Here is a 23,919-nt window from a genome sequence, read left to right on the forward strand (position 1 = left end):
GTGGTATCGAGCACGGATGGAATCAGTCTGGCGTTGCAGGGGCAACTGCTGAAACTGTCCAGCGTGCCGGCCACCAATCTGCCGTGACTTTCGATGTGTGAAATGCCACCGACGATGGCGTAGATCCTGTTGTCCTTGCCGCAGGAAACCGGGTCCCCGGCGCACGCGGCGGCAAAGTCAAACATCATCAGGTGGCAATCGGCATCCAGCACCTTGCCGCCGCAGGTGGTCCAGTCATCCTTGCGCAGGAAATATCCCTCTGTCATTGCTTGAACTTCCTGTCTGTTGACGACTCGAGGCACGGCGCTCGGTGCGCCCGCCAACACTCAAATGGCTCCCGCTCCCGAGTGAAAAGGGAGGCATGGCCAAGCGCGGCGCACAGGGTTAACGCAGGGGAAATGAAGGTAAATGGGACGTTTCCGGGATGCGTGTAGGAAATGGAGAATCAATCGCCTTCTGCTACGGTCTTCCGGCGAAAAATGTGAAGGAAACCGTATTTTTCCAGCCTGCACGCGTAATCGTTAGCGTGCATCGTCGGAACGCCGCCCGGAGCAAGCTCGCTCCTACAGGTTTTGCTGGTCTGGCACGCAAGAGTCCCTATAATCGCGGCGTTTTCGTCTACCCTCACGAAGCGTCGTGCAGCAATCAGCTTGTGCGGGGCGCATCGACATTTTTCCGCTATTGAACCGGAGAACTTCCATGCTCAAACGTACCCTGGCATTGGCCGTCGGCCTGTCCCTATCCTTTTCCGCCCTGCTGGCACAGGCTGCCGACACCCTCAAGGTCAGCGCCATTCCTGACGAAGCCCCGACCGAATTGCTGCGAAAGTTCACGCCTCTGGGCGCTTATCTCGAGCAACAACTGGGCATGAAAGTCGAGTTCGTGCCGGTGTCCGACTACCCGGCGGTGGTCGAGGCGCTGGCCACTGACCGCATCGACATGGCCTGGCTGGGCGGTTTCACCTTCGTGCAGGCGCGACTGAAAACCGGCAATGCCATTCCATTGGTACAGCGTGAGCAGGATGCCCAGTTCACCAGCAAATTCATCACCGCCGACCCGGCGGTCAAGTCGCTGGCCGACCTCAAGGGCAAGTCCTTTGCCTTCGGTTCGGTGTCGTCGACGTCGGGCAGTTTGATGCCGCGCTATTTCATGCTGCAGGACGGTATCAAGCCGGAAACCTACTTCAGCCGCGTCGGCTACTCCGGTGCCCACGACGCCACTGTCGCCTGGGTCCAGGCGGGCAAAGTTGACGCCGGTGTACTCAACGCCAGCGTCTGGGAAAAACTGGTCAAGGCCGGCAAGGTCGACACCGACAAGGTCAAGGTCTTTGCCACCACGCCGGCCTACTTCGATTACAACTGGACCGTGCGCGGCACCCTCGACCCAGCCCTGGCCAACAAGATCAAGGTAGCCTTGCTCGCGCTCGATCCGGCCAACCCGGAGCAAAAAGCGATTCTGGATCTGCAGGCCGCCAGCCGCTTCATCGAGACCAAGCCTGAGAACTACAAGGGCATCGAGGAAGCCGCACGCGCTGCCGACCTGCTGAAATGACATTGCATCTGAACCGGGTCAGCCTCACCCACGGCAATGGCGTGCGTGCGCTGCATGAGGTCGACCTGCACATCGCTGCCGGTGAGCAGGTCGCAATCATCGGGCCGTCCGGTGCCGGCAAGTCGAGCCTGCTCAACCTGCTGGCGACCGCCCTGCGTCCCGGCAGCGGCACGGTCGAGGTGCTCGGCGAGCACGCCTGGCAGCTCGGCGCCCGACAGCGCCAGCGATTGCGCGCACGCATCGGCCTGGTCCATCAGGCGCCGCCACTGCCACCGCGGCAACGGGTGGTCACGGCGGTGCTGGCCGGAAAGCTGGGGCAATGGGGATTTGCCAAAAGCCTGTTGAGCCTGCTGCATCCGGTGGATGTTCCGGGAGCGCGGGCGGCACTGCTCAAGCTGGACCTCAGTGACAAGCTGTTCGCCCAGTGCCAGCAATTGTCCGGCGGCCAACTGCAGCGCGTGGGCATTGCCCGCGTGCTGTACCAGGCCCCCGAGGTGCTGCTGGCCGATGAGCCGGTGTCGGCGATGGACCCCGTACTGGCCGGACATACCCTGTCGATCCTCTGCCGCCACGCCCGGGAACACAAGGTGACGCTGGTCGCCAGCCTGCATGCCGTGGAGCTGGCCCTGACGCACTTCTCACGCATCATCGGCCTGCGCGATGGCCAGGTCCTTTTCGACCTTCCCGCCAGCGACGTCGACCACGGGTTGCTCGACAAGCTCTACGCCAACGAGCAACTGCAATCGCCGCCCGTCCCGGTTATGCCCTTGAGTGTGCAGATTCCCCGATGCTGACGCGTGATATGCGGGACCCGGCCACCCTGCCTCGTCTGGTGCTCAGTCTGTTGGCGCTCGCCCTGCTGTGGCCCGGCATCCACTTCAGCGAACTGGACCTGGGTGTATTGCTCAAAGCCGACAGCCAGAGTGAGATGGGCCGTTTTGTTTCAGCCTTCTGGCCACCCGCCCATGGCGAAGAATTCCTCCAGTTGCTGTGGCAAGCCACACTGCAGACATTGGCCATCGCCACCGCCGGCATGGCCCTGGCCTTGCTGTTGGCCGTGCCCGCCAGCCTGCTGGCCAGCCGGGCGCTGTCGCTGTCGGCCGCCTCGCGCAGTGGTCGCCCGAGTGCCCTGGGCCGACTGATGCGCTGGCCGGTGCGCGGGCTGCTGATCTTCCTGCGCAGCGTGCCGGAAATCGTCTGGGCCTTGCTCTTCGTGCGCGCCGTCGGCCTTGGCCCGACGGCCGGGGTGCTGGCCATTGCCATCACCTACAGCGGCATGCTGGGCAAGGTCTACGCGGAGATCTTCGAATCGGTCGACCAGCGCCCCGCCCACTCACTGCTGCAAGCCGGCAGTGGCCGGCTGGCGGCATTCTGCTACGGCATCCTGCCCAATGTCGGGGCGGAATTGCTGTCGTACACGGTGTATCGCTGGGAATGTGCGATCCGCGCCTCCGTGGTGATGGGGTTCGTCGGCGCCGGCGGGCTGGGCCAGCAGATTGACTTGTCGTTGCGCATGTTCGCCGGCGGTGAAGTGGCGAGCATGTTGCTGACCTTTCTCCTGTTGGTGCTCTTCGCCGATCAGATCAGCCGCCTGCTGCGCTGGAGGTTCGCATGAATCGCCTGGTCAACCTGCTGCTGATCCTGGGCATCGGCACAGCGGTCGTCGCCTCGTTCAGCTATCTGGGCATCGATCTCGGCGAACTGACCGGCGGCGGTAACCTGAAGCAGATGGGCGCCTACGTGCTGCGCTTTCTCAGCCCGGACCTGAGCGCCGGCCATCTGCAAGCCATCGGCCGTGGTGCCGTGGAAACCATGGCCATGTCGGCCCTCGGCACCCTGCTCGCCGCGGTGTTCGGCATGCTGTTGGCACTGCCGGCGGCCGGGCGTTTCGGTTGGCCGTTGCAAAGCGCGTCGCGCCTTGTGCTCAACGCCCTTCGCGCCATTCCCGAACTGGTGTGGGCCGCGCTGATGGTGCTGGCCGCCGGACTCGGCCCGAACGCCGGTACCCTGGCGCTGGCCATGCATACCACCGGCGTGCTCGGCCGCTTGTTCGCCGAAGCACTGGAAAACACCCCGCCGCAACCCGCCGAAGCCATCCGTTTGCAGGGCGGTAATGTCGTCTGGGCCTTCTGTTACGGCACCCTGCCCAACCTGTTCCCACAACTGCTGGCGTACATCCTGTACCGCTGGGAAAACAACATCCGCATGGCCAGCGTGCTCGGTTTTGTCGGCGCTGGCGGTTTGGGGCAGATGCTCTATGTCAGCCTCAGCCTGTTCCAGGAGGCCCAGGCCAGCACGGTGATCCTGGCCATGTTGCTGCTGGTGTTTGCCGTCGACGGGCTGAGCAGCTGGAGCCGCCAGCGCTGGGTCAAGGCGTGATGGGGGATTGCATGGATTTGCTCACCTGATTGCATTCGGGCTGAGCAACCATTTGTATGGAGTTGACTGCCGCGTTTTATGGCTATGACCGGCAGAAAACGACTGTGAATCCACAGCCGAAAGCGGACGTTCCCAAGCACCTACGCAGTTATGGCGATTTAGTCTTGGTCCGTGGAAAATCAGTGCTCGTCATTAATCTTTCGTGAACATACTCCTCAAATTGTTCGGCTGGCAGTGGCGGGGAAAACAGGTAGCCCTGGTAGGTCTGGCAGCCATGCTTGACCAGAAAGGCGCGCTGAGCTTCTGTCTCCACACCTTCTGCAATCACCGAAAGCCCCAATATCTGGCTCAGGCTCACAATCGCGCAGGCGATGGCGGCGTCGTTGGGATCAACCAGCACATCTCTGATGAAGGACTGGTCGATCTTGAGTTGATCCAGCGGAAGGCTCTTCAGGTATGACAGTGACGAGTAGCCGGTTCCGAAATCATCCAGCGAAAGGCCTATGCCGATCTTTTTCAACTCGATCATTTTGGCGACAGTACCTTCCATATCCTCTATCAGCAGGCCTTCGGTCAGTTCCAGTTTCAATTTCTTCGGATCGGCCCCCGTGTATCTCAGTACTTGCAGTACCTCCTCGACGAAGTCCGGATGGTGAAACTGGCGGGCGCTGACATTCACAGCCATACCCAGTCGGGCGGTTTCCGAATGCTTTGCCCAGGCAACCAGCTGAGTGCAGGCTGCCTGCAGCGCCCAACGGCCTAACGGCAGAATCAACCCCGTTTCCTCTGCCAATGGAATGAACTCGCCTGGAAACACGACTCCGCGCTCAGGATTCTGCCATCTCATCAGTGCCTCTGCGCCAATGATACGGCCCTCACTATTCACCTGCGGCTGGTAATGAAGAAGGAATTCGTTGCCCTGCAAGCCTTGGCGCAAGTCTACTTCCAGTCTGGCGCGTGCCGTGGCAACTGCCTGCATTTCCGGATCGAAGAAGCGCATGGTATTGCGGCCCGCCGCCTTGGCGCGATACATCGCCAGGTCAGCGCGCTTCATAATATCGTCCACCGTGCTCAACTGCCCCTGGAACAGCGCAATGCCGAGGCTGGGGGTGCTGTGGTGCTCATATCCATCCAACTGGTAGGAAATGTTCAGAGAGTTGAGAATCTTTTCGCCAATAGCCTTGGCCTGGATAGCTGCTTCTGGAGGATTCTCATTAAGGCCATCCAGCAGGACGACGAATTCGTCTCCGCCCAGGCGAGCCACGGTGTCGCTCTCGCGTATGCAGCCGCAAAGGCGCAGAGCAACTTGCTGCAGCAACATGTCGCCTCTGTCATGCCCCAGCGTGTCGTTCAGTGCCTTGAAGTTATCCAGGTCAATGAGAATTATCCCGCTCGTATGCAGGCTACGGGAGCTGCCCGCCAGCAGATGCTGTAACCGGTCCAACATGAGCCGCCTGTTGGCCAGCCCGGTCAATTGATCGTAGAAGGCCAAACGCTGGACCTCTTGCTCAGCGGTCTTACGGTGGGTGATGTCAGTATTGATCGACAGAACGGATTGCGGCTGGCCATCATCGTCTCGCACCAGGGTTCGATGACTTTCGAGCGTGATGGTGCAGCCATCCCGGCGTCGAAGTGTAACTTCGTCCGCCCAGTCACCCGTTTCTATCAGGCTGTTAGTGGCCGCATTGAAAGCGGCGCTACCCTGGTAGATCAACTCCTGTGCCGATTTGCCGAGTGCCTCTTCCTTTGACAGACCGTAGAGACGCTCGGCACTTTTGTTCCAGTACAGGATGCGGTTATCCATCCCGTGAACGACAATGGCGTCCTGGGCCTTGTCCAGCAGCGATGCTTGCTGGCGGGCCTGCTTCTCGCTTTCGCTCAGCACTGCCAGATAACCTTCCCTTTCGGCTGCTTGCGACTCCATTTCGCGCCTGATCTTGCCCCCGTAGATAACGGCCGCACTGACCATCAGTAGCACGAACACCATGATCGCGTATTCGACCCGGCGCAGTTCTTCGACCGACTCAAGCTCCTCCTCCAGGAGCTTGCTTTGAATCAGGCCAACGCGATCGCGCACGGTACTGAGTGAGGCGAGCAACAGGGCAAACTTCCTGTCCATCGTTGCCATGCGTTTGCCGGCATTATCCGACTGCCCTTCCCTGAAGTAGGAAAAGATCAGCAAGGCCTCGTTCACCATTTCGACCATCGCGGCATCAATTGCACCCACCTCATCCTTCAATGCAAGGGTAAAGGCTTGTATATCTGCACTGTGTTCAGCCTCATTGGCGATCCGTGCTTCCAACTGTTTTTTGGCCAATGCCAAATGCTCGTTGAAGGCGCGCAAGGCTTCATCCATGTTCCGCGATTCGGCTTCAACATTATGTGTATCGAACACATTATTGCCCGGCGCATTGACTGTGGAAGCCAGGCTGCCCAGCGTTGAATAGCTCGACAGCTGTTGGACCCACGACTGGTTTGCCTTGATGGAGCGGTGATAGGTATCGACGATCAGGTGATTCAATAGCACGCTAAGCACAACAACCAGCACGTCGAATCCCGCAAGAAAAAAGTACATGCGGTGCCATTTGGTCGAGCGCGGCTTATTTGAACTGGTGGGTATGGCTTGCTTTGCGGCGCTTCTATTCCTGAAAGAATCCATTTCACAATCTCCAAACATAATCCTTCTAAATTGACCAATAGAAGCGGTATTCGGAAACCAGTTAACCTCTTGTGCCGACACCTGAACCTGAGAACACACCGCACGTAGCATTAGCCAAATTTTTTCTCTGTTCCGGATTCACGCCGGTTTTCGTGAGCGAAGCTCCCGAGACAAGCAATAGCTACCGAAGCTATACGTCTCAAGTGTCACGCCAACCAACTATTCGACACTAAGCAATGCATTTGGCGATGCTAATTTCATGGTGAAATTTTTTACTCTCGGAAGCAGTCTCTTAACATTTCGGCGATAAAACGAAATCATTTTCATTTGTTGTGTTTGACATCATCGTTTCAGGTAACGATTCTCCTCGCTCTTCATTGTAGAACTGAACGTCGGCAATCACTTTTGCCAGATGTTCTGTTTCTTTCAATTTCCTCAGCCTCGTTCTGCGCCTCTGGCGAGCGTGCAGACCTTGGCCAGCATGGCTGGGGTGAGCATATCCCCGTTTTCGCAGTGCCCGGCCGCAACGTAGCGAACGTCGATTCGATCCTGAGTGATCCCGACAGATCCAGCCCAAACCCTGCGCCTGCAGGTGCAGGGTTTGCTCTATGTCTTCCCGAGTGTCGTTGCGGATTTGCGCCCCTGAACTGGATGCTTCACGCAGAATAGTCGGGTGACATAGGGCACGTTGCGGGTCATTTCCGCGCAGCCTGCCGGACTGCCTGATCAGTTTCGACAGCAGACCAAGCATAGCCACTAATTTGCCGTTATTCTGTTTGCCGACTGCTCCAGGTCGGTAGCAGCCCTTGATGGTCGGCAGCTTTCAACCCAAAAGCAGTCAGTCGACCTGAGGACATAATTTGGATGGCGTATACCAGTGGACGGCGGAGGCGACATGAACGTGTTTTTGCTTTTGAGCAGCGAACGGCGTGTCGAGTGTGCCTAGCGCTATCGAAACCCAATCGGCAAATTCGCCTTCAGAGCGTGACCAGAACAAGGTCGAACCGCACTGCGCGCAGAACTCACGCAACACCGTCTCTGAGGAAGAATAGGTTGTAATGTTGGTGGCACCGTTTAGTATCCGCAGCGCGCTGCGGGGTACACTGCCATACGAAGCAAATGCTGCACCGTGACCTTTGCGACACTGGCTGCAATGACAATGACTCACTGCTTTTGGCGGAGTGAGTAGTTCATAACTGACCGCTGCGCATAGGCAGCTTCCTTGGTATACCTCTGTCATCCGCCCGTCCGCGTACCTGAAAAAACGCCAGCTTAACCATCTCAATTTGATCAGTCGACCAGCCGCTTCTGGCCGATTTCTGCCTGTCGTCTGAAGCAGAAAACGGCCAGAAGCGGCCCTTCGCGAAAGGCAGCTAGCGGTCACCTCTGCGCCTCACAAATTCGACTTTCAGGCGCGCTTGGGGAGCCTCCAGTTCGGGCGGATGAAGTGGCAGGTGTAGCCATTCGGTATACGTTCGAGGTAATCCTGGTGCTCTGGTTCCGCTTCCCAAAAAGGCCCCGCCGGTTCGATTTCGGTGACTACCCGGCCTGGCCACAGGCGTGAAGCATCGACATCTGCAGCCGTGTCCTCGGCAATGTCGCGTTGCTGTTCGTTGAGGTAGTAGATCGCCGAACGATAGCTGGGGCCCAGGTCATTACCCTGACGGTTGGGCGTGGTGGGGTCGTGTATCTGGAAGAAGAACTCAAGGATCTGCCGGTAGCTGATCACGGCAGGGTCGAAGACGATCTCGATGGCTTCGGCGTGGTTGCCATGGTTGCGGTAGGTGGCATTCGGCACATCGCCGCCGGTATAACCAACCCGAGTGTGCAGCACACCGGGATAGCGCCGCAGCAGATCCTGCATGCCCCAGAAGCAGCCACCGGCGAGAATGGCAGTTTCGGTTTGTCTGGTCATGGTCTGTCCTTCCTCTCGGGGACGTTGGGTATAGCCATTGTTATGAGGGCGTGTTGGCAAATTCCAAGGTTTCGCGCAAACAGAACTGGAATGACCGCTCCTGACCGTTCTCTGCCAGTCATGGTTACAAAGCCTGCTGGTTAAATCCGATGCAACCGGTGGTCAAGTAGAGTGCAATTTCGCGCCTGACGACCAAACCAGTACTGCCCACGCAAAAAACCCTTCCTGCGCGTCAACGCAGGAAGGGTTTTTTGTTTGCGGCCGATCAGTCTTTGGCCTGGCTCAACTTGGTGTACAGCTCGGTCGGTACTTTCTTGCCGTTGGAGATGAACTGGTTGGTGCGGTACTTGTACGTCTCACCCTCGGACAGGAAGCCGTCGCCGTTGGTGTCTATCGCCTTGAATTCCTCAGTGCCATTGGGCGCCACCGCCAACAGTTCCTTGAGCGACACGCGGCCGTCATGATCGGCGTCGGTTCTGGCGAAAGAAGCATCGCCGCACTTGCCCTCACCGCACTTGCCCTCGGCCTGGGTCTTTTTCGCGCTGGCTTCGGCACCGCACTTGCCTTCGCCACATTTGCCTTCGCTGGTCTTCTCCGCGGAAGCCAGTTGATAGCCCTGAGGCAAGGCTTCGGCCGAAAACGCGGTGGACGCGAAGTTGATACCGCCGACCAGTGCAACAGCGATCAGGCCAATGCGGGTTTTGTTCGACTGGATACGAGACATGTTGATACTCCGGATCAATGGCGTGGCTGGACCACTATTGGTCGTACCACAAGGGTTAATGAACCTGATTGCGAGGCGCGTTGTGCATCTCGCTCTGGCAGGTGTATTTGGCCCCCGTGGTGTATCCAGGCTGTATCCGTGGAGAGCAGGTTTTGTATGGCTGTGCGAGGATGTCGTGCCTTGATACACGGTGATACAACAAATGCCTAAAGCTTCTGGAGTTCATTGACGACCTAGACCTTACAACTCAAGGAGCGTCAGACATGAACGGTAAACGTATAGCAGCGGGATTGAGTCTTTTGTTCGCACTCAGTGGTGCGTGCCTGGCGGCGCCGGGCACCATCAGGTTTCAAGGCAGCATTGTCGAGCCGGGCTGTCAGTCACGCGTGGGTACGGATGGCACATTCGAACTTTACGAATGCTCTGCCCAGAGTCGCGCGATGGGGATTGAGGCAAACACCATTGCCCCGACCGCCAGTGTGAGCGCTGTCGGTCAAACCCGCGTCAACGTCAAACTGCTCGCTGACAGTGGTCCGGAAGGTCGCTATTTCGATCAGCAGTATGTGTTGGTGGATGATGCGGGTTCGCCGATCCGTTCGGGGAGCTACCTGATTACCCTCAGCCTTCCCTGACAACTGAGTCGGGCTGATGTTGGCTGAAACTACCACCGAACCTGTGGCTAACGCTGACCTTGTGGCGAGGTTGAGGCTTAGTTCGGGTCCAGCAACCCGCCACTCCAGTTGCGCGACACCCGGCTGCCGGTGAATTTCGCCACGCCCATGCCCTGGGATATCAGGCGGTCGCGATAGCGCGTCACCAGGCGCCCCGCTTGTTCGGCGTGCAGCACCACTTCGGAGGACGGATCACCCGGGGTCCTGAGAATCCGTGCAAAGCACTGCCCTTCTTCGACGAAATCCCCCAGCTCTTTTTCGAAGATCAGCACACCGGGTTGTGGGGCGATGATGGTCTCCATGTGGCCCATTTCCACCGCCTCGACAGGCCAGTCTGCGGGCGCCACTGACTCATCGATGACGCCGCAACCGCACAGCCAGTTGTACAGCCCTTCGGCATCCGATTGCGCGAAACGGTCGCTGACATCGCCTTGTCCGCGCAGCTCCAGCGTTGCCGCCATGCGGTGCCCGGTGACGCCTTCGCGCAACCACGGGGCAATGATGGTTTCCTCGAAGGAGCCATCGCCGCCGTCATCCCAGATGATGGCCACGTCCATCTTCATCGCCGCCGCCAGTTCACGGCCACGGGGCCAGAAACTGCGGTGCACGTAGAGGTACGGCAAGGCCTCGTCATCGGTGTGCAGGTCGAGCATCACATCGGCCTCGGCTGCCAGTTGCACGAGTTTTTTCTGCCATTGCTGGACGCAGGTCGACGGTCGTTCCATGGCCGCCGACTGGTCGAACGAGCGATTGAAGTTATGCCCGGTGGCGTCGTGATAGCGGCCAAGAATCCGCCCCTGGCGAAACTGCCCGATGCCCAGCGGATTGGCCTGCGGCACGACGGTGATGTTGCCCTTGAGCCGGCCCTGGGTCTCGGCGACCTGAAGTCGTTGCATCAGCAGGTGCAGGACCAGCATCCCGGCGATTTCATCGGCATGTACGCCGGCCTGCAGGTGCACCTTCGGCCCGCTGCCATTGCCCTCGTAGCGCCAGGCGCCAACCCGCACGGCATCGCCATTGTTGTTGCGAACGCTGAATGAAAGATCCTGCGGCATTGGCTTTCCCTCTCGTCATGAACGTTGAAAAACGTTGTATCGCTGCTGTCGAAGCTGGTGATTGAACAGACGTTCAACTAAGCTCGGCAACGTGGAACCTCACCCAAGGACAACCTCGTGACAACCGATGCCCCGAAAAACCGCCGCGCCGAACCCGATGACCGCCGCGAAATGCTGGTGGCTGCCACCCTGCGCTGCCTGGGCCGCGACGGTCACGCCGGGATATCCGTACGGCGCATTGCCACCGAGGCCGGGGTGTCCGTGGGTTTGCTCAACCATCACTTCGGCAGCATCGAGGCCCTGATCGCTGAAACCTACCAACGGCTCGCCAGCGAACTGACCACTGCCCTGCTGCAGGAAATCGAGCAGGCCGAAACACCCGCGCAAAAGATCGATGCCTTTCTCGAAGGCTCGTTCTCGCCCAGAGTCATGGACCCGAAGCTGCTCGGCGTGTGGGTGGTGTTCTGGAGCCTGATCCGCCACTCCGAACACGTCAGCCAGTCCCACGAAAAAAGCTACCGCGCCTACCTTGATCTGATCCGCCAGTTGCTCGACGGGCTGGCGGCCAGCGAAGGCTTCGTGATTCACGACACCCGCCTGGCGGCCATCGGCTTATCGGCGATGCTCGACGGTCTCTGGCTCGAGTGGTGCCTCAACCCCGAGACTTTCAGCGCCGCCAACGGACTGCATATCTGCCGCTGCTGGATAAAGGGGTTGCGTCACGGAGCATTCGGCACCGACGACGTCCTGTGACGAATGCCGGCCGAAGATCATCGCCAGGGTGCCGCTGACCGCGATCAGCCCGGCACCGATCATCAGCGACGTATCCATCAGCGTGCCCCAGACCAGGCTCGACAGGGCAAACGCCCAGATCAGCCCGGTGTATTCGAACGGCGCGAGCAAGGTCGCGGTGGCGCGACGGAAACTGGCGAACAACAGGAACTGGCCGATGCCGCCCACCAGGCCGGCGCCGAGCATGCCCAGCCAGGCGGGCGTCGGCAATGGCGTGTGGGTCCACGGCAGTGCGACCGCCATGCACATCACGAACACCACGTTGGTGATCAGCATCTGCTCCAGCACTGACGTCTGCTCATCCACCTGGCGCAACTGGATGTAGGTGAACGCCCAGCACATCGCCGCCAGCAGGGTCAGGACGATCGGCAACGGGTCGGTCATGTTGTCGGGGCGACAGGCAATGACCACCCCGACAAAACCGACGATCAGGCTGAACCACTGCCAGCCGCTGGCGCGCTCCTTGAGGATCACCGCCGCCAGCACCGTGACCATGATCGGCGCGGAAAAATACAGGGTGGTCATCTCGGCCAGGGTCAGGTCCCTGGCCGCCGTGTAGTACAGCACCCAGGCAACAATCGAGAGCAATCCGCGCACCACCAGCAAGCGCCGGCTCGGCGAGCGCCAGGCCCGCTGGACCAGGCGCAGGCGCCCGGCCAGCAACACCGCGGCGACCACCAGGCTGCGCCAGAACAGGATGGTCACCACCGAATAATCGGCCACCAACCATTTGATCACCGCATCCTGCAAGGCCAGGAACGCGTAGCCCAAGGTGCACAGGCCAATGCCCTGCAGCGAGCGGTCTACCCTTGGCGAGCTCATCAGGCCGACCTGCGCACGGGCGTCCCGCGCCGCTCGGCAAAGGCAAACAGCGCTTCGATCAGGAAGGTCAGGCAGACATACACCCCGGCCACCAGCAACAAGGGTTCGTACACCTGCAGGGTCTGTGCGCGGACCACGTTGGCGGCGCCGAGCAGGTCGATCACGGCGATGGTCGAGGCCAGCGCCGTGGACTTGAGCAGCATCACGGTTTCCCCGGCCAGGGTCGGCAGCAACAGGCGCATCGCCCGGGGCAAGCGCACCCGCAGCAAGGACTGGCGTGCGGTCATGCCAAACGCCGAGGCCGCTTCCATTTCGCCTTTCGGCACCGCCAGCAGGCCACCACGAATCACTTCGCCGACATAAGCCCCGACCGACACCACCAGGGCGAACACGATGTACCAGTAACCGTCGCGCAGGTACGGCCAGAGGAAGCTGCCGCGAATCAGCGGGAACTGGGCAAACAGGCTGCCCAGACCGTAGTAGAAAATGTAGATCTGGATCAGCAACGGCGTGCCGCGGGTCACGCTGGTGTAGAACAGGCTGACCTTGGCGATCACCTTGTTTTTCGAGATCCGCGCCAGCGCCACCAGGATCGCCAGAACAAACCCGAACACACTGGCGATCAACAGGATCGCGAGGGTGGTTTGCAGCCCCCGGCCCAACAGTGCCGCGTATTCAACTATCCACGCTGGAATCATTTCATTCTCTCTGCCGGTTCAGTCAACAAGCGGCATCCAGCGACGAATGCGTCGCTCCAACCGTCCCGAAAGATAGTTCGACGCCAGTGTCACCGCGTAATACAACGCGGCAGCCGTGAGGTAGAACAACAGATAGTGGCGCGTCGACCCCGCGCCTTGCTTGGCGGTGTACAGCAGCTCGTTGGTGCCGACCACGCTGATCAGCGCACTGTCCTTGATCAGGTTGATCCACAGGTTGGCCATCCCGGCCATGGCGTAAGGCGCCATGATCGGCAGCGTGACCCGCCGGAACAGGCCGAAACCGTTCAGGCCGAACGCCTTGGCCGCTTCGATCTGGCCGAAGGGAATCGCCTGGATCGCCGCGCGGAAAATCTCCGAGGCGTAGGCGCCTTGCACCAGCCCCAGCACCACGATGGCCGCCAGCGGACCGCTGACATTCACCACGCCGTAGCCAAGTCGGGTCATCAGTGAATTGAGGAGCATGGAGCCGACGTAGTACAGCAACAGGATCAGCAGCAACTCCGGAACCGCCCGGAACAGTGTGGTGTAGCCGCGCATCAGCGCCGCAATCGGCTTCGGCGCGCCAAGCTTGAGGCACGCCACCACCAGCCCGATGGCCAGCCCGAGCACAAAGGCCCCGGCGGAAATCTGCAGGGTCATCCAGAGCCCCTTCAACAGCGCACTGCCCCATCCCTGTTCGGTGAAATTGATCAGATCGAACATTGCCGGCATTTCAACCTCCAGTCACGACCATGAAAATACTGTCAAACCCTTGTAGGAGCTGGCTTGCCAGCGAAGCTTCTGGCGGCCTCAAGAGCCCCTTCGCCGGCAAGCCGGCTCCTACAGGATCTGTGCTCTGGTCAGAACGCAGGTTTCACGCTGGTGCCGAAGTAGCTTTGGGAGAGGTCGTCGTAGTCCTTGCTTGCCAGCAATTGCTGGATGGCCTTGTCGAGCCGAGCCTTGAGTTCGGTGTCGTCCTTGCGCAGGCCGGCCCCCACGCCTTTGCCGAAGATCGGGTCATAAGGCACGGTGCCGAGGTAGGCCAGGTCCTTGGCATCCGGGGTCTTGACGAACGCGGCCATGGCGGTGCCGTCGGCCATCATCAGGTCGATGCGGCCGGCAATCAGGTCGGCGTTGGCCGAGTCCTGGGTGTCGTAGTACTTAACGTCGGCGATTTTTTCGTAGTAGGTCTTCAGGTAACTGGCACTCACGGTCGAGTTCTGCACGCCGATGATCTTGCCCTTGAGGTCATCCGGGTACTTCTTCACCGACGCCTCTTTCGGGCCGACCACGGCAATCGCCGAATCGTAGTAGGCCTTGCTGAAGGCGATCTGTTTTTCCCGTTCTTCGGTCACCGACATCGAGGAAAAAATCACGTCGATCTTCTTCGCCAGCAGCGACGGAATGATGCCGTCCCACGCCACTTCCTTGATCTCGCAATCGGCTTTCATTTCGCTGCACAGCTTGTGGATCAGGTCGACTTCAAAGCCCTTCCATTCACCGTTGGCCTGCTTCTCTGTGTACGGCGGATAGGGTTCGGCGGCCACGGCGAACCTGATCGGTTGCGCTTGCGCCGCACTCATGCCGGCCAGCAATACGCAGGCTGCACCGGTCAACCAGTTTGCAAAACGTCGATTTCCCATGTTGTTTTCCCGTCTTTTTATGATGAGTTAGCGAGTCTGATGAGCGTTGACGAATTGTCGGCAACGCTCGCTGCGTGGGTGTACGAACACTTCGTCCGGCGAACCGGTTTCCTCGATCAGCCCTTGATGCAGGAAGGCGACTTTGGAAGAGACATCGCGTGCGAACGCCATTTCATGAGTCACCAGGATCATGGTCCGGCCTTCTTCGGCGAGGGAGCGGATCACCCGCAGCACTTCCCCGACCAGTTCCGGGTCGAGTGCCGAGGTGGGTTCATCGAACAGCATGACCTTGGGCCGCATGGCCAGGGCCCGGGCGATGGCCACCCGTTGTTGCTGTCCCCCGGAGAGAAACGCCGGGTACTCGTTGCGCTTGGCCGCAAGCCCGACGCGTTCGAGCAGGGCTTCGGCCCGTTCGGTGGCCTCCGCACGGCTTTCACGCAGGACCTGGGTCGGCGCTTCGATGAGGTTTTCCAGCACCGTACGATGGGGCCAGAGGTTGAAGTTCTGAAACACCATGCCCAGGCTGGACCTGATGCGCACCAGCTGTTTGGCGTCCGACACCAGCGGTGCGCCGGGACGATTCTGGTTAAGGTGAATGCTTTCGCCATCGACCAGGATGCGCCCCTGGTCCGGCACTTCGAGCATGTTGATGCAGCGCAGCAAGGTACTTTTGCCCGAGCCGCTGGCACCGATCAGGGAAATCACTTCGCCCTCGCGGGCGGTCAGGGAAACGCCCTTGAGCACTTCGATATTGCCGAAGCGTTTGTGCAGGCGATCGACCTCGATCATGATTTTGGCCGCGGCCGGTTCGACGGTTGCGGTACTGGTCACCGTGCCGATCACCGGTCTCGGCGCTTCGCCGTTGAGCACCCGGACAAAGTCGCGAATGCGCTGGCAGGCCTGGGCCAGCCGCTCTTCACTGAGGGTGAACGATAGCCGTACAAAACCCTGGGCCGGCTCACCGAATGCCGCGGCATCCAGCACCGAGACACTGGCTTCGCGCAACAGGCGCCAGGCGAACTCCAGCGACGTCAGGCCAGTGCCACGCACGTCCACCAGCACGAACATGCCGGCATCGGGGTTGAGCACGCTGATGCCCGGGCAATCGGCCAGGCCGGACACCACCAGATCGCGGCGCCGACGATAGATCTCGCGCATGCCGTGGGTGACTTCATCAAAGGCCTGCACGGCCTTGAGCGCCGCTTCCATGACAAACCCGGGCAGGCCGTACAGCATGCTCAGCACCAGGGTTTCGACATGATTGATCAGGGCCTCGTTGGCCACGACCCAGCCGATGCGCCAACCGGTCATGGCATGGGATTTCGACAGGCTGCCGATCACCACGCAGCGCTCGGCCATGCCCGGCAACGCTGACAGGCTGAGGTGTTCGCGCTCGTAGGCGAGGCTCTCATAGACCTCGTCGACCACCACCCACAAGTCATGGGCGATGGCGAGGTCGGCGATGGCTTGCAGCTCTTCGCGGCCCAGTACCACGCCAGTGGGATTGTTCGGGTTGGAGAAAAAAATCGCCCGGGTGCGCGGGGTTATGGCCTTGGCCAACACGGCGGCATCGAGGCGAAAACCCGAGTCCGCCGCACAGGGCACCCGCACCAGCGTGGCGCCGGACGCCTTGAGCGTCGCTTCGTAGGTCACGTACATCGGATCGAAGGCGATCACTTCGTCGCCGGCACCGAGCAGGCACATCGAGGTGGCGAACAAGGCGTTCTGCGCACCTGCCGTGAGAATGACGTTGGACGCCTGCAGTTCGCGGTCGATCAGTTGGCTGTAGCGAGCGGCAATGGCCTCGCGCAGGGCCTGACGACCGGCGATTTCGGTGTAGTGGGTATCCCCTTCGCGCAAGGCGTGGATGGCGGCGTCGGTAATGAAATCGGGGGTGGGGAAATCCGGGTCACCGACGCTGAGGATGATCACGTCCTCACCGTTGCGCTGTGCCGCATTGGCCGCGTAGTGAATATCCCAGGCGACAACGCCTTGGCCACTGATCCGCTCAACAAAGGGTGAAAACCGCATGCCAGTGCCTCGTTCGAATTGAAGAAACGCAAGCCCGCAACCAGCCGGGGGAAGGTGGCCCCCAACATAGTCGAGACTGAACACTCGTTCAACAGAAAACTCACGAGGCTTCGCGTTCAGCGCAAACAGGTCGTTTTCACGACAGTCGCGCCGTTTTTCAGTACGAAGTTGCCAGGCGCCGTGACACGAATTGACTGAGCGTGCCGATGACCAGCGCCACGACAACCAGCACCGCCGCGACGACGAACGTGACCCGCATCCCCTGCGCGACCGCTTCCGGTGGTGCCTGCACAATGTTGCTGCTGGCCGTGGCGAAGGCGAACACCGCGCCCATCACGCAAGCGCCGGTGATCAACCCCAGGTTGCGTGACAGACCGAGCAGGCCCGAGATCACGCCACGTTGTTCTGGTGCAATGTCCGACAGCACGGCGGTATTGTTCGCCGCCTGGAACAGCGCATAGCCGGCGGTGAGCACCATCAGTGGCGCGAGGTAGCCGAATACGCCGACGCTCATCGGCATGGCCGGCAGGATGGCCGCGCCGGCCAACATGGCAATCAGGCCGACCGCGCTCGAACGCTGCGCGCCCAGTCGGTCGACCAGCCGCCCGGAGGGCACACCGGCCAATGCCGCCACCAGCGGGCCGGCAGACATCACCAACCCGACACTCATTGCTTTCAAACCCAGCGCCCCCGACAGATAGAAGGGGCCGACCACCAGGGTGGCCATGACGACCGTGGTCACCAGGATGCTCATGGCGAACCCTGCGCTCTGCAGCGGATTGCGCAACATCGTCAGTTTGACCAGCGGCGACGTGGCCGTCTGCTCGACGAACACGAACAGGATCAAACCGATCACCGCGACCAGCAGCAGCGCGGTATTGAGCGGGCCGAAGCTGCCGTGCCCCAGGGTCATGGCCAGCGTGTAGGCCAGCAGGGTCAGGACCAATACCAGCGTGCCGAGTGCGTCGAAATCTGGCCGATTGGACGTCATCTCGTGGCGATCCACCGGCAAAAAGCGCCAGGCGAGCCCGAACGCCAAGACACCCAAGGGTACGTTGAGCAGAAAGATCCCCTGCCAGCCCACTTGTGCGATCAACACGCCGCCAAGCGTCGGCCCCAGGGAAGTGCCGACTGCCGACATCGTGCCGAGCACGCCCATCGCGCTGCCCATTTTTTCCTTGGGCACTGCCGCGCTCACCATTGCCATGGACAACGCCATCATGGTCGCCGCGCCGACGCCCTGTAAGGCCCGGGCAGCAATCAGCAGCCACAGGCTGGGTGCCAGTGCGCAGAGGATCGAGGCAACGGTAAACAGCGCAATGCCGATCAGCAGCAACCGCCGCCGCCCCATGAGATCACCGAGCCGGCCAACGCTGACGATCAGCACGGTGATGCTCAACAAGTAGGCGAGCACCACCCATTGCACGGCCTGGAACGACGCTGAAAACGCCTCGGCCAATGCCGGTAGTGCAACGTTGGCGATGCTGGTGCCCAGGGACGACAGCAACATGGATAACGACAGGCTGGCCAAGGCTCCCCGAATCGATATGGACTTCATTCTCTCGCGACTCCGCAAATAGGTTGTCCCGAGCGTAAGCCCGGTCATAACATGGCGGAAGACGCAGCATTTGCACTTTATTCATGCACTAGACGCCACATACCTGCCCCTACAGGAAATGATTCGATGCCCGACCTGAATCTGTTAATCACCCTGAACGTTTTGCTGGAGGAAGGCAGCGTGGCCCGGGCGGCGCAGCGTTTGCGCCTGAGCCCGTCGGCCATGAGCCGGGCGCTGGCGCGATTGCGCGAAACCACGGGCGATCCGCTGCTGGTGCGGGCCGGGCGCGGGTTGGTGCCCACGCCCAGGGCACTGGAATTGCGTGAACGCGTCGGTGTGATCGTGCAGGACGCCGAAGCCGTCTTGCGCCCCGCCGAGGCACTCGATCTCGCTCAATTGACCCGTACGTTCACCCTGCGCACCAGCGACGGTTTCGTCGAAAATTTCGGGCCGCAACTGATCGCCCGCATCAACGAAGAGGCGCCCGGTGTCCGCTTGAATTTCGTGCAGAAGCTGAACAAGGACAGCACCAAGCTGCGCGAAGGCTCGGTGGACCTGGAAACCGGTGTGATCGGCGAATCGACCAGCCCGGAAGTACGGACCCGGATGCTGTTTCGCGACCGGTTCATTGGCGTGGTGCGCAAGGGGCATCCACTGACTCAAGGTGAGATGACAGCTGTGCGCTATGCCGACGCCCGGCACATTCTGGTTTCACGCCGGGGTCACGAAACAGGCGTCATGGACGATGCCTTGAATGAGCTGGGGCTGAAGCGGGACATCATCACCATCGTCGCCGGTTTCTCTGCTGCGATTGCATTGGCGCGGGCTTCAGACCTGGTCGCCAGCGTACCGGAGCGGCACGTCGGCAATCTGTGCCAGGGGATGCATTGCTTTGCCTTGCCGTTCGCCACGCCGCCGATCACGGTTTCGATGCTGTGGCACCCGCGCATGGACGCCGACCCGGCCCATCGCTGGCTGCGCGGTTGCGTGTGGGAGGTTTGCAGTCAATAACCCCACCGGAAAACTCAGTGTGGAACGCCCAGCTTGACCACCACATCCTCCCCGGTCGAAAGCATTCAAGCGCTTTGTATCGAACTGTATTCCTCCCGGCCACCTTACACAGCGATACAAATCCGCCAGGTTCAGGACATATAGGCAGTACATGGAAATGAAAAAGTGGGGCGCATCGGAAAGCGCAGGTTTTCCGAGCATTCCAGCGACCCACTGACAGGAAAAACCACCATGATCAATGCAATCGATACCGTGCTGTACACCGGCAAGACCCACACCACCGGCGGCCGCGATGGTCAGGCACGCAGCACCGATGGACGTCTGGACATCAAGCTTTCGCCTCCCGGCTCTTCAGGTGCCGGCACCAATCCTGAGCAACTGCTGGCGGCGGGTTGGTCGGCTTGTTTCATCGGGGCGATGGGCAAGGCGTCCGTCGCACTGAAAGTGGCCTTGCCAAGCGACGTTGCCGTGGATGCCGAAATCGATCTGGGCAAGTCCGAAAACGCTTTCTTCCTTCAAGCCCGTCTGAATGTCAGCCTGCCGGGCCTGGACCCGACCATCGCACGCAAGTTGGTGGAACTGGCGCATCAGACTTGCCCGTACTCCAAGGCGACGCGCGGCAACATCGACGTGGAGATCAATCTGGTTTGACCGATGCACAGAAGCCTGGCCTGACGTCTTGATACCGGTCAGGCCAGGCTTTTGAACACCACACTTCCTTGTAGGAGCGAGCTCGCTCGCGATGGTCTCAAGAGCTCCGCGCATAGCCAGTAAGCACGCGTTATCGTTAACGACCATCGCGAGCGAGCTCGCTCCTACAATTGACCTCTACTCCTTCAGGATCAGCAACGGTTCGCCTTTCTTCACGATGTAGGTCGCCAGTTCCGAGGCCTTGCCTCCACCCACGTTCTTCGCCACATGGGCAACGCCTTCAGGGATGTACAACGAATCACCGGCCTTGAGCGTCACCGGTGGCCGCCCTTCCAGTTGATACTCGAAGGTGCCGCTGATCACGTGTGCCACCTCGACGCCCGGGTGGGCATGCTTGGGCGAAGTCACGCTGGGATCGAAGTCCACGAGTACTTGAAGGACTTCGCGATCGGCAGTGCCCAGGTCTTCGTGAACCAGGTCGGTGCGATGCAGGCCCTGCTGCCAGCTTTTCATCGCCGGGGCCGGCTGTGCTTCCTGGGCTTGAGCGAGGCTCGCTGCGCTGGCGAGCCCTGCCGCGGCCAGGATGATGCCAAGCTTGCCGAGGGTGTGACGGCTGTGGATACGCAACATTGTCTTTCCTCCAGTTGAACCACGCCAGGCCGCGCCGAAAGTGGCGCGATGCCGGTGGTGCCATTTGAAGGCCGCCATGTATCGCCCGGGTGTCGGGAAACACCGGTTTTGTATGCCTTGGTACCGACGGGCATCGCCGATACCTATTGATACAAACCCATGGATACAAACCCGCCGCTGCGGGCACGTCGCTGGTCTACTCCCCCGCCGCTCCCGCATCCGCCCCGCGACTGCCCTTGAACACTTCGCGCCGGGCGCTGCGTTCGGCGACATAGGCGGCACTCGGTTCACTGATCAGGTCTGCGCGGCGCAAGGGTTGCCCGCAATGCACGCACAACGGTCCGAGTCCGGCCGGCTCGCCGCAACTGCGGTGGGTATACACCACCGCCAACCCTTCCTCGGGCGATTTGCACCAGGTTTCGCCCCAGGCCCGCAGCGCCAGGATCACCGAGTAGAACGCGTCGCCTTTTTCCGTGAGGTGATATTCGTAGCGTTTTGGCCGTTCGCTGTAGGTGCGGCGTTCCACGAGCCCGTCCGCTTCCATGCTCTTCAAACGCGCCGCGACCATTTGCGGTGTACCGCCGGTCTGCGCCTGGATGTCGTCAAAACGATGGCTGCCCATGAACAATTCGCGCAGCACCAGCACCGTCCAGCGGTCACCCACGACGGATTCGGCCCGGGAAATCGGACACAGGGTTTCAAAAACGGTTTTTTTCACCGACATGCGGTATTGCCTCTTTCCTAGTTACTATGATTATCATATCTACGTGAATTCCGAGCAACTACACTTCACCATCCACGGATATTTTGCGGAGAACCGTCATGTCCAACGCTACCTACCCTCTTGATCGCACTGCCTATCTGCTGGTCGATCCCTACAATGATTTTCTTGCTGACAAAGGCAAGGTCTACCCCCACATCGAACCGATCGCCGAGCAAGTCGGCTTGCTCGGCAACCTGCGCACCCTCGACCGCGCAGTGCGTGCCCGCGGCATTCAGGTGGTCATCGTACCGCACCGGCGCTGGGAAAAAGGCGACTACGAAAACTGGGACCACCCAACTCCGAACCAATGCAAGATCATGCATGGGCATCACTTCGCACGTGGCGAATGGGGCGGCGAATGGCACCCCGATTTCGCACCGAAGGACGGCGACATCATTGCCCAGGAACATTGGGGTTCCAGCGGTTTTGCCAACACCGACCTCGATCTGCGCCTCAAGCAAAAAGGCATCACCCATGTGATCGTCGTGGGATTGCTGGCCAATACGTGTATCGAATCGACCGCCCGCTATGCCTCGGAACTCGGTTACCACGTGACACTGGTGCGTGATGCGACCGCCGCCTTCAAGCCGGAAATGATGCACGCCGCCCACGAACTGAACGGCCCGACGTTCGCCCATTCCATCGTGACCACCGAAGAACTCCTTGCCGCGCTGGCACAGGCAGGTGCGTGATGCAGCTGACTGGCAACCTGCTGATCGGCGCCAGCGATATCGGCACCAGCGAAGGCACCCTGAAGGCGCTCAATCCCGCGACAAACCAGCCGATTGAACCGGCGTTTGCGCTGGGTAGCGTCGCCGACGTCGACCGCGCCGCGGTCCTCGCCGACGAGGCGTTCGATGTTTACAGCCATACCTCGCTCGCCGTCCGGGCGGCGTTTCTGGAGTGCATCGCCGACAACCTCGACAGGGTCCGCGAGGCGCTGGCGGCACGGGCCGCCCTGGAAACCGGCCTGCCCGAGGCACAACTGGAAGGCGAGGCTATCAAGGCAGCCACCCAGTTCCGCCAGTTCGCCGATGTCGTGCGCAAGGGGCGCTTCCTGCAACTGGCCATCGACCCGGCACAACCCGAGCGCCAGCCACGCCCGCGCATGGACCATCGCCTGCAAAAAATCGCCATCGGTCCGGTGGCGATCTTCGGTGCGAGCAATTTTCCCATCGCCTACTCGGTGGCCGGTGGCGATACCGCTTCGGCGCTGGCAGCCGGCGCGACCGTGATTCTCAAGGCGCACAACGCACATCCCGGCGCCTCGGAAATTCAGGCCCGTGCCATTCGTGAGGCGGTGCAGGCATGCGCACTGCCCGAAGGCGTGTTCTCGATGGTGCGTGGCAGCGGCAATGCCATCGGCGAAGCGCTGGTCGATCATCCACTGATCAAGGCCGTGACCTTCACCGGTTCCGAACAGGGTGGCATGGCGCTGTATCGGCGTGCGCAGCAACGCCCCGAGCCGATCCCGGTCTTCGCCGAAATGACCAGCGTCAACCCGACCTTCATCCTGCCCCGGGCACTCGCCGAACGGGGTATGCAGATTGGCGATGGCTTTGCTGAACGCATGCTGGTCAACGTCGGCCAGGCCTGCCTCAAGCCGGCGATTCTGATTGCCATCGAAGGTGCAGGGTTTGCAGCATTGCGCCACGCCATGAGCAAACGCGTTAGCGAGGCACCGGCACGTACGATGCTGACTCCGGGTATCCATGGGGCTTACCTGAAGGGACTCTGCAACATTGAGAAGGCTGGCGCCCACCTCGTCGCCGTTGGTTCGACATCCACTGCCGAAGTCGATGGCCGCTCGGCGCTGTTCGAAGTCGATGGCCAACGCTTTCTCGCCGAACCGGCGCTTTCCCAGGAGGTATTCGGCCCGTCCGCGCTGCTGGTGAAGGTCAGGGACGAGGAAGAACTGTTACGGGTAGCGCGCTCATTCAAGGGGCAACTCAGCACGACCCTGCATCTTGAACAGGACGATCTGCCCCTTGCCCGTCGCGTGTTGCCGACCTTGGAGCGACGTACCGGGCGCATCGTGGTCAACGCCTTCGCCCATCCGCAGGAAGTGTGTTTTGCCACCGTGCATGGCGGGCCGTTCCCGGCCACCTCGGACAGCCGCTTTACCTCAGTGGGCATGACCGCCATCGAGCGCTTCTTGCGCCCGGTGGCCTACCAGGGCTTTCCGGATGCCCTGCTGCCAGAGCCTCTGCGCGAGGGCAACCCCCTGGGGCTGCCGCGCCTTGTGGACGGTCAATAAATGCCATTGCACTAACTGTAGGAGCGAGCTTGCTCGCGATGGTCGTTAACGAAAACGCGTGCTTGCTGGCTAAGCGCGGCGCTCTTGAGTCCATCGCGAGCGAGCTCGC

General features: G+C 60.7%; 23 protein-coding genes and 1 pseudogene. 10 read left to right on the forward strand and 14 right to left on the reverse strand.

Annotated elements, in window-relative coordinates:
- On the reverse strand, positions 1-266 hold a 266-nt coding region (locus tag PMI31_RS27695; RefSeq protein WP_008023138.1), incomplete at its 3' end, for a PAAR domain-containing protein.
- A gap of 433 nt (positions 267-699) precedes the next feature.
- On the opposite strand from PMI31_RS27695, the gene PMI31_RS27700 reads away from it, so the two are divergent.
- From PMI31_RS27700 to phnE, 4 genes are read left to right on the forward strand one after another with little or no spacing between them, the layout of a single operon-like run.
- On the forward strand, positions 700-1,551 hold the full coding sequence (locus PMI31_RS27700) for a putative selenate ABC transporter substrate-binding protein (RefSeq protein WP_008023143.1): 852 nt from the start codon (positions 700-702) through the stop codon (positions 1,549-1,551).
- Complete coding sequence (locus PMI31_RS27705; protein WP_008023144.1) at positions 1,548-2,345, forward strand: phosphonate ABC transporter ATP-binding protein; 798 nt, start codon at positions 1,548-1,550, stop codon at positions 2,343-2,345. Before PMI31_RS27700 ends, PMI31_RS27705 begins: the two co-directional genes overlap by 4 nt.
- Positions 2,339-3,166, forward strand: coding sequence for a PhnE/PtxC family ABC transporter permease (locus tag PMI31_RS27710; RefSeq protein WP_008023146.1), 828 nt, complete (start codon positions 2,339-2,341; stop codon positions 3,164-3,166). Before PMI31_RS27705 ends, PMI31_RS27710 begins: the two co-directional genes overlap by 7 nt.
- Positions 3,163-3,930: a phosphonate ABC transporter, permease protein PhnE gene (gene phnE, locus PMI31_RS27715; protein ID WP_008023148.1), complete on the forward strand. Its 768-nt coding sequence runs from the start codon at positions 3,163-3,165 to the stop codon at positions 3,928-3,930. Before PMI31_RS27710 ends, phnE begins: the two co-directional genes overlap by 4 nt.
- A gap of 148 nt (positions 3,931-4,078) precedes the next feature.
- Here the strand turns inward: phnE and PMI31_RS27720 are convergent, their stop codons facing one another.
- The 4 genes from PMI31_RS27720 to PMI31_RS27730 all read right to left on the reverse strand — a co-directional run bounded on the left by PMI31_RS27720 (position 4,079) and on the right by PMI31_RS27730 (position 9,228).
- Entirely contained in the window at positions 4,079-6,589 is a 2,511-nt protein-coding gene (locus PMI31_RS27720; protein ID WP_008023151.1) for a putative bifunctional diguanylate cyclase/phosphodiesterase, read from the reverse strand.
- A gap of 838 nt (positions 6,590-7,427) precedes the next feature.
- Positions 7,428-7,829 (reverse strand): GFA family protein, encoded by a 402-nt coding sequence (locus PMI31_RS30440; protein ID WP_081500361.1) that lies wholly within the window; start codon positions 7,827-7,829, stop codon positions 7,428-7,430.
- A gap of 168 nt (positions 7,830-7,997) precedes the next feature.
- Complete coding sequence (gene msrA / locus PMI31_RS27725) at positions 7,998-8,504, reverse strand: peptide-methionine (S)-S-oxide reductase MsrA (protein ID WP_008023156.1); 507 nt, start codon at positions 8,502-8,504, stop codon at positions 7,998-8,000.
- A gap of 265 nt (positions 8,505-8,769) precedes the next feature.
- A complete protein-coding gene (locus tag PMI31_RS27730) occupies positions 8,770-9,228 on the reverse strand; it encodes an HvfA family oxazolone/thioamide-modified RiPP metallophore (protein WP_008023158.1) in 459 nt (152 codons plus the stop codon).
- A gap of 263 nt (positions 9,229-9,491) precedes the next feature.
- On the opposite strand from PMI31_RS27730, the gene PMI31_RS27735 reads away from it, so the two are divergent.
- Positions 9,492-9,860: a type 1 fimbrial protein gene (locus PMI31_RS27735; protein ID WP_008023160.1), complete on the forward strand. Its 369-nt coding sequence runs from the start codon at positions 9,492-9,494 to the stop codon at positions 9,858-9,860.
- A gap of 77 nt (positions 9,861-9,937) precedes the next feature.
- On the opposite strand, the gene PMI31_RS27740 is transcribed toward PMI31_RS27735, so the two are convergent.
- A complete protein-coding gene (locus PMI31_RS27740) occupies positions 9,938-10,954 on the reverse strand; it encodes a M14 family zinc carboxypeptidase (protein WP_008023162.1) in 1,017 nt (338 codons plus the stop codon).
- A 171-nt stretch (positions 10,955-11,125) separates the two neighbouring features.
- On the opposite strand from PMI31_RS27740, the pseudogene PMI31_RS30445 reads away from it, so the two are divergent.
- Positions 11,126-11,611, forward strand: a pseudogene (locus PMI31_RS30445) (TetR family transcriptional regulator C-terminal domain-containing protein); the annotation flags it as partial.
- On the opposite strand, the gene PMI31_RS31540 reads toward PMI31_RS30445, so the two are convergent.
- From PMI31_RS31540 to PMI31_RS27775, 6 genes are all read right to left on the reverse strand, one after another.
- Entirely contained in the window at positions 11,567-12,568 is a 1,002-nt protein-coding gene (locus PMI31_RS31540; RefSeq protein WP_008023165.1) for a DMT family transporter, read from the reverse strand. The pseudogene PMI31_RS30445 and the gene PMI31_RS31540 overlap by 45 nt on opposite strands.
- Positions 12,568-13,266: an ABC transporter permease gene (locus tag PMI31_RS27755; protein WP_008023167.1), complete on the reverse strand. Its 699-nt coding sequence runs from the start codon at positions 13,264-13,266 to the stop codon at positions 12,568-12,570. The genes PMI31_RS31540 and PMI31_RS27755 overlap by 1 nt, the downstream gene beginning before the upstream one ends.
- A gap of 18 nt (positions 13,267-13,284) precedes the next feature.
- Positions 13,285-13,998 carry an ABC transporter permease gene (locus PMI31_RS27760; RefSeq protein ID WP_007981895.1) on the reverse strand — a complete coding sequence of 238 codons (714 nt, stop codon included), beginning with the start codon at positions 13,996-13,998 and terminating at the stop codon, positions 13,285-13,287.
- Positions 13,999-14,126: 128 nt separating this feature from the next.
- Entirely contained in the window at positions 14,127-14,909 is a 783-nt protein-coding gene (locus PMI31_RS27765; RefSeq protein WP_008023168.1) for a transporter substrate-binding domain-containing protein, read from the reverse strand.
- Between the two features lie 27 nt (positions 14,910-14,936).
- Positions 14,937-16,940 (reverse strand): aminotransferase class I/II-fold pyridoxal phosphate-dependent enzyme, encoded by a 2,004-nt coding sequence (locus tag PMI31_RS31665; RefSeq protein ID WP_008023170.1) that lies wholly within the window; start codon positions 16,938-16,940, stop codon positions 14,937-14,939.
- A 157-nt stretch (positions 16,941-17,097) separates the two neighbouring features.
- Positions 17,098-18,546, reverse strand: coding sequence for an MFS transporter (locus PMI31_RS27775; RefSeq protein WP_443217039.1), 1,449 nt, complete (start codon positions 18,544-18,546; stop codon positions 17,098-17,100).
- Between the two features lie 78 nt (positions 18,547-18,624).
- Between PMI31_RS27775 and PMI31_RS27780 the strand changes: the two genes are divergently transcribed.
- A complete protein-coding gene (locus PMI31_RS27780) occupies positions 18,625-19,509 on the forward strand; it encodes a LysR family transcriptional regulator (protein ID WP_008023173.1) in 885 nt (294 codons plus the stop codon).
- 231 nt (positions 19,510-19,740) lie between these two features.
- On the forward strand, positions 19,741-20,160 hold the full coding sequence (locus tag PMI31_RS27785; RefSeq protein WP_008023175.1) for an organic hydroperoxide resistance protein: 420 nt from the start codon (positions 19,741-19,743) through the stop codon (positions 20,158-20,160).
- A 177-nt stretch (positions 20,161-20,337) separates the two neighbouring features.
- Here the strand turns inward: PMI31_RS27785 and PMI31_RS27790 are convergent, their stop codons facing one another.
- Positions 20,338-20,790, reverse strand: a complete 453-nt coding sequence (locus PMI31_RS27790; protein ID WP_008023177.1) for a cupin domain-containing protein — start codon at positions 20,788-20,790, stop codon at positions 20,338-20,340.
- 196 nt (positions 20,791-20,986) lie between these two features.
- On the reverse strand, positions 20,987-21,514 hold the full coding sequence (locus tag PMI31_RS27795; RefSeq protein ID WP_008023178.1) for a winged helix-turn-helix transcriptional regulator: 528 nt from the start codon (positions 21,512-21,514) through the stop codon (positions 20,987-20,989).
- Between the two features lie 98 nt (positions 21,515-21,612).
- Here PMI31_RS27795 and PMI31_RS27800 point away from each other — a divergent pair, with 98 nt between their 5' ends.
- Positions 21,613-22,245 carry an isochorismatase family cysteine hydrolase gene (locus tag PMI31_RS27800; RefSeq protein ID WP_008023179.1) on the forward strand — a complete coding sequence of 211 codons (633 nt, stop codon included), beginning with the start codon at positions 21,613-21,615 and terminating at the stop codon, positions 22,243-22,245.
- Positions 22,245-23,810, forward strand: a complete 1,566-nt coding sequence (locus PMI31_RS27805) for an aldehyde dehydrogenase (NADP(+)) (protein ID WP_008023180.1) — start codon at positions 22,245-22,247, stop codon at positions 23,808-23,810. Before PMI31_RS27800 ends, PMI31_RS27805 begins: the two co-directional genes overlap by 1 nt.
- Positions 23,811-23,919 lie beyond the last annotated feature (109 nt).

Source organism: Pseudomonas sp. GM55, assembly GCF_000282395.1.
In the GTDB taxonomy this organism is placed as follows: Bacteria; Pseudomonadota; Gammaproteobacteria; order Pseudomonadales; family Pseudomonadaceae; genus Aquipseudomonas; species Aquipseudomonas fluorescens_CC.

Bases quoted from the DNA above. Each gene is read 5' to 3' on its own strand.
- PMI31_RS27700 (WP_008023143.1), top strand. From the start codon at position 700: ATGCTCAAACGTACCCTGGCATTGGCCGTCGGCCTGTCCCTATCCTTT.
- PMI31_RS27705 (WP_008023144.1), top strand. From the start codon at position 1,548: ATGACATTGCATCTGAACCGGGTCAGCCTCACCCACGGCAATGGCGTG.
- PMI31_RS27710 (WP_008023146.1), top strand. From the start codon at position 2,339: ATGCTGACGCGTGATATGCGGGACCCGGCCACCCTGCCTCGTCTGGTG.
- phnE (WP_008023148.1), top strand. From the start codon at position 3,163: ATGAATCGCCTGGTCAACCTGCTGCTGATCCTGGGCATCGGCACAGCG.
- PMI31_RS27720 (WP_008023151.1), bottom strand. From the start codon at position 6,589: ATGGATTCTTTCAGGAATAGAAGCGCCGCAAAGCAAGCCATACCCACC.
- PMI31_RS30440 (WP_081500361.1), bottom strand. From the start codon at position 7,829: ATGACAGAGGTATACCAAGGAAGCTGCCTATGCGCAGCGGTCAGTTAT.
- msrA (WP_008023156.1), bottom strand. From the start codon at position 8,504: ATGACCAGACAAACCGAAACTGCCATTCTCGCCGGTGGCTGCTTCTGG.
- PMI31_RS27730 (WP_008023158.1), bottom strand. From the start codon at position 9,228: ATGTCTCGTATCCAGTCGAACAAAACCCGCATTGGCCTGATCGCTGTT.
- PMI31_RS27735 (WP_008023160.1), top strand. From the start codon at position 9,492: ATGAACGGTAAACGTATAGCAGCGGGATTGAGTCTTTTGTTCGCACTC.
- PMI31_RS27740 (WP_008023162.1), bottom strand. From the start codon at position 10,954: ATGCCGCAGGATCTTTCATTCAGCGTTCGCAACAACAATGGCGATGCC.
- PMI31_RS31540 (WP_008023165.1), bottom strand. From the start codon at position 12,568: ATGAGCTCGCCAAGGGTAGACCGCTCGCTGCAGGGCATTGGCCTGTGC.
- PMI31_RS27755 (WP_008023167.1), bottom strand. From the start codon at position 13,266: ATGATTCCAGCGTGGATAGTTGAATACGCGGCACTGTTGGGCCGGGGG.
- PMI31_RS27760 (WP_007981895.1), bottom strand. From the start codon at position 13,998: ATGCCGGCAATGTTCGATCTGATCAATTTCACCGAACAGGGATGGGGC.
- PMI31_RS27765 (WP_008023168.1), bottom strand. From the start codon at position 14,909: ATGGGAAATCGACGTTTTGCAAACTGGTTGACCGGTGCAGCCTGCGTA.
- PMI31_RS31665 (WP_008023170.1), bottom strand. From the start codon at position 16,940: ATGCGGTTTTCACCCTTTGTTGAGCGGATCAGTGGCCAAGGCGTTGTC.
- PMI31_RS27775 (WP_443217039.1), bottom strand. From the start codon at position 18,546: ATGACCGGGCTTACGCTCGGGACAACCTATTTGCGGAGTCGCGAGAGA.
- PMI31_RS27780 (WP_008023173.1), top strand. From the start codon at position 18,625: ATGCCCGACCTGAATCTGTTAATCACCCTGAACGTTTTGCTGGAGGAA.
- PMI31_RS27785 (WP_008023175.1), top strand. From the start codon at position 19,741: ATGATCAATGCAATCGATACCGTGCTGTACACCGGCAAGACCCACACC.
- PMI31_RS27790 (WP_008023177.1), bottom strand. From the start codon at position 20,790: ATGTTGCGTATCCACAGCCGTCACACCCTCGGCAAGCTTGGCATCATC.
- PMI31_RS27795 (WP_008023178.1), bottom strand. From the start codon at position 21,514: ATGTCGGTGAAAAAAACCGTTTTTGAAACCCTGTGTCCGATTTCCCGG.
- PMI31_RS27800 (WP_008023179.1), top strand. From the start codon at position 21,613: ATGTCCAACGCTACCTACCCTCTTGATCGCACTGCCTATCTGCTGGTC.
- PMI31_RS27805 (WP_008023180.1), top strand. From the start codon at position 22,245: ATGCAGCTGACTGGCAACCTGCTGATCGGCGCCAGCGATATCGGCACC.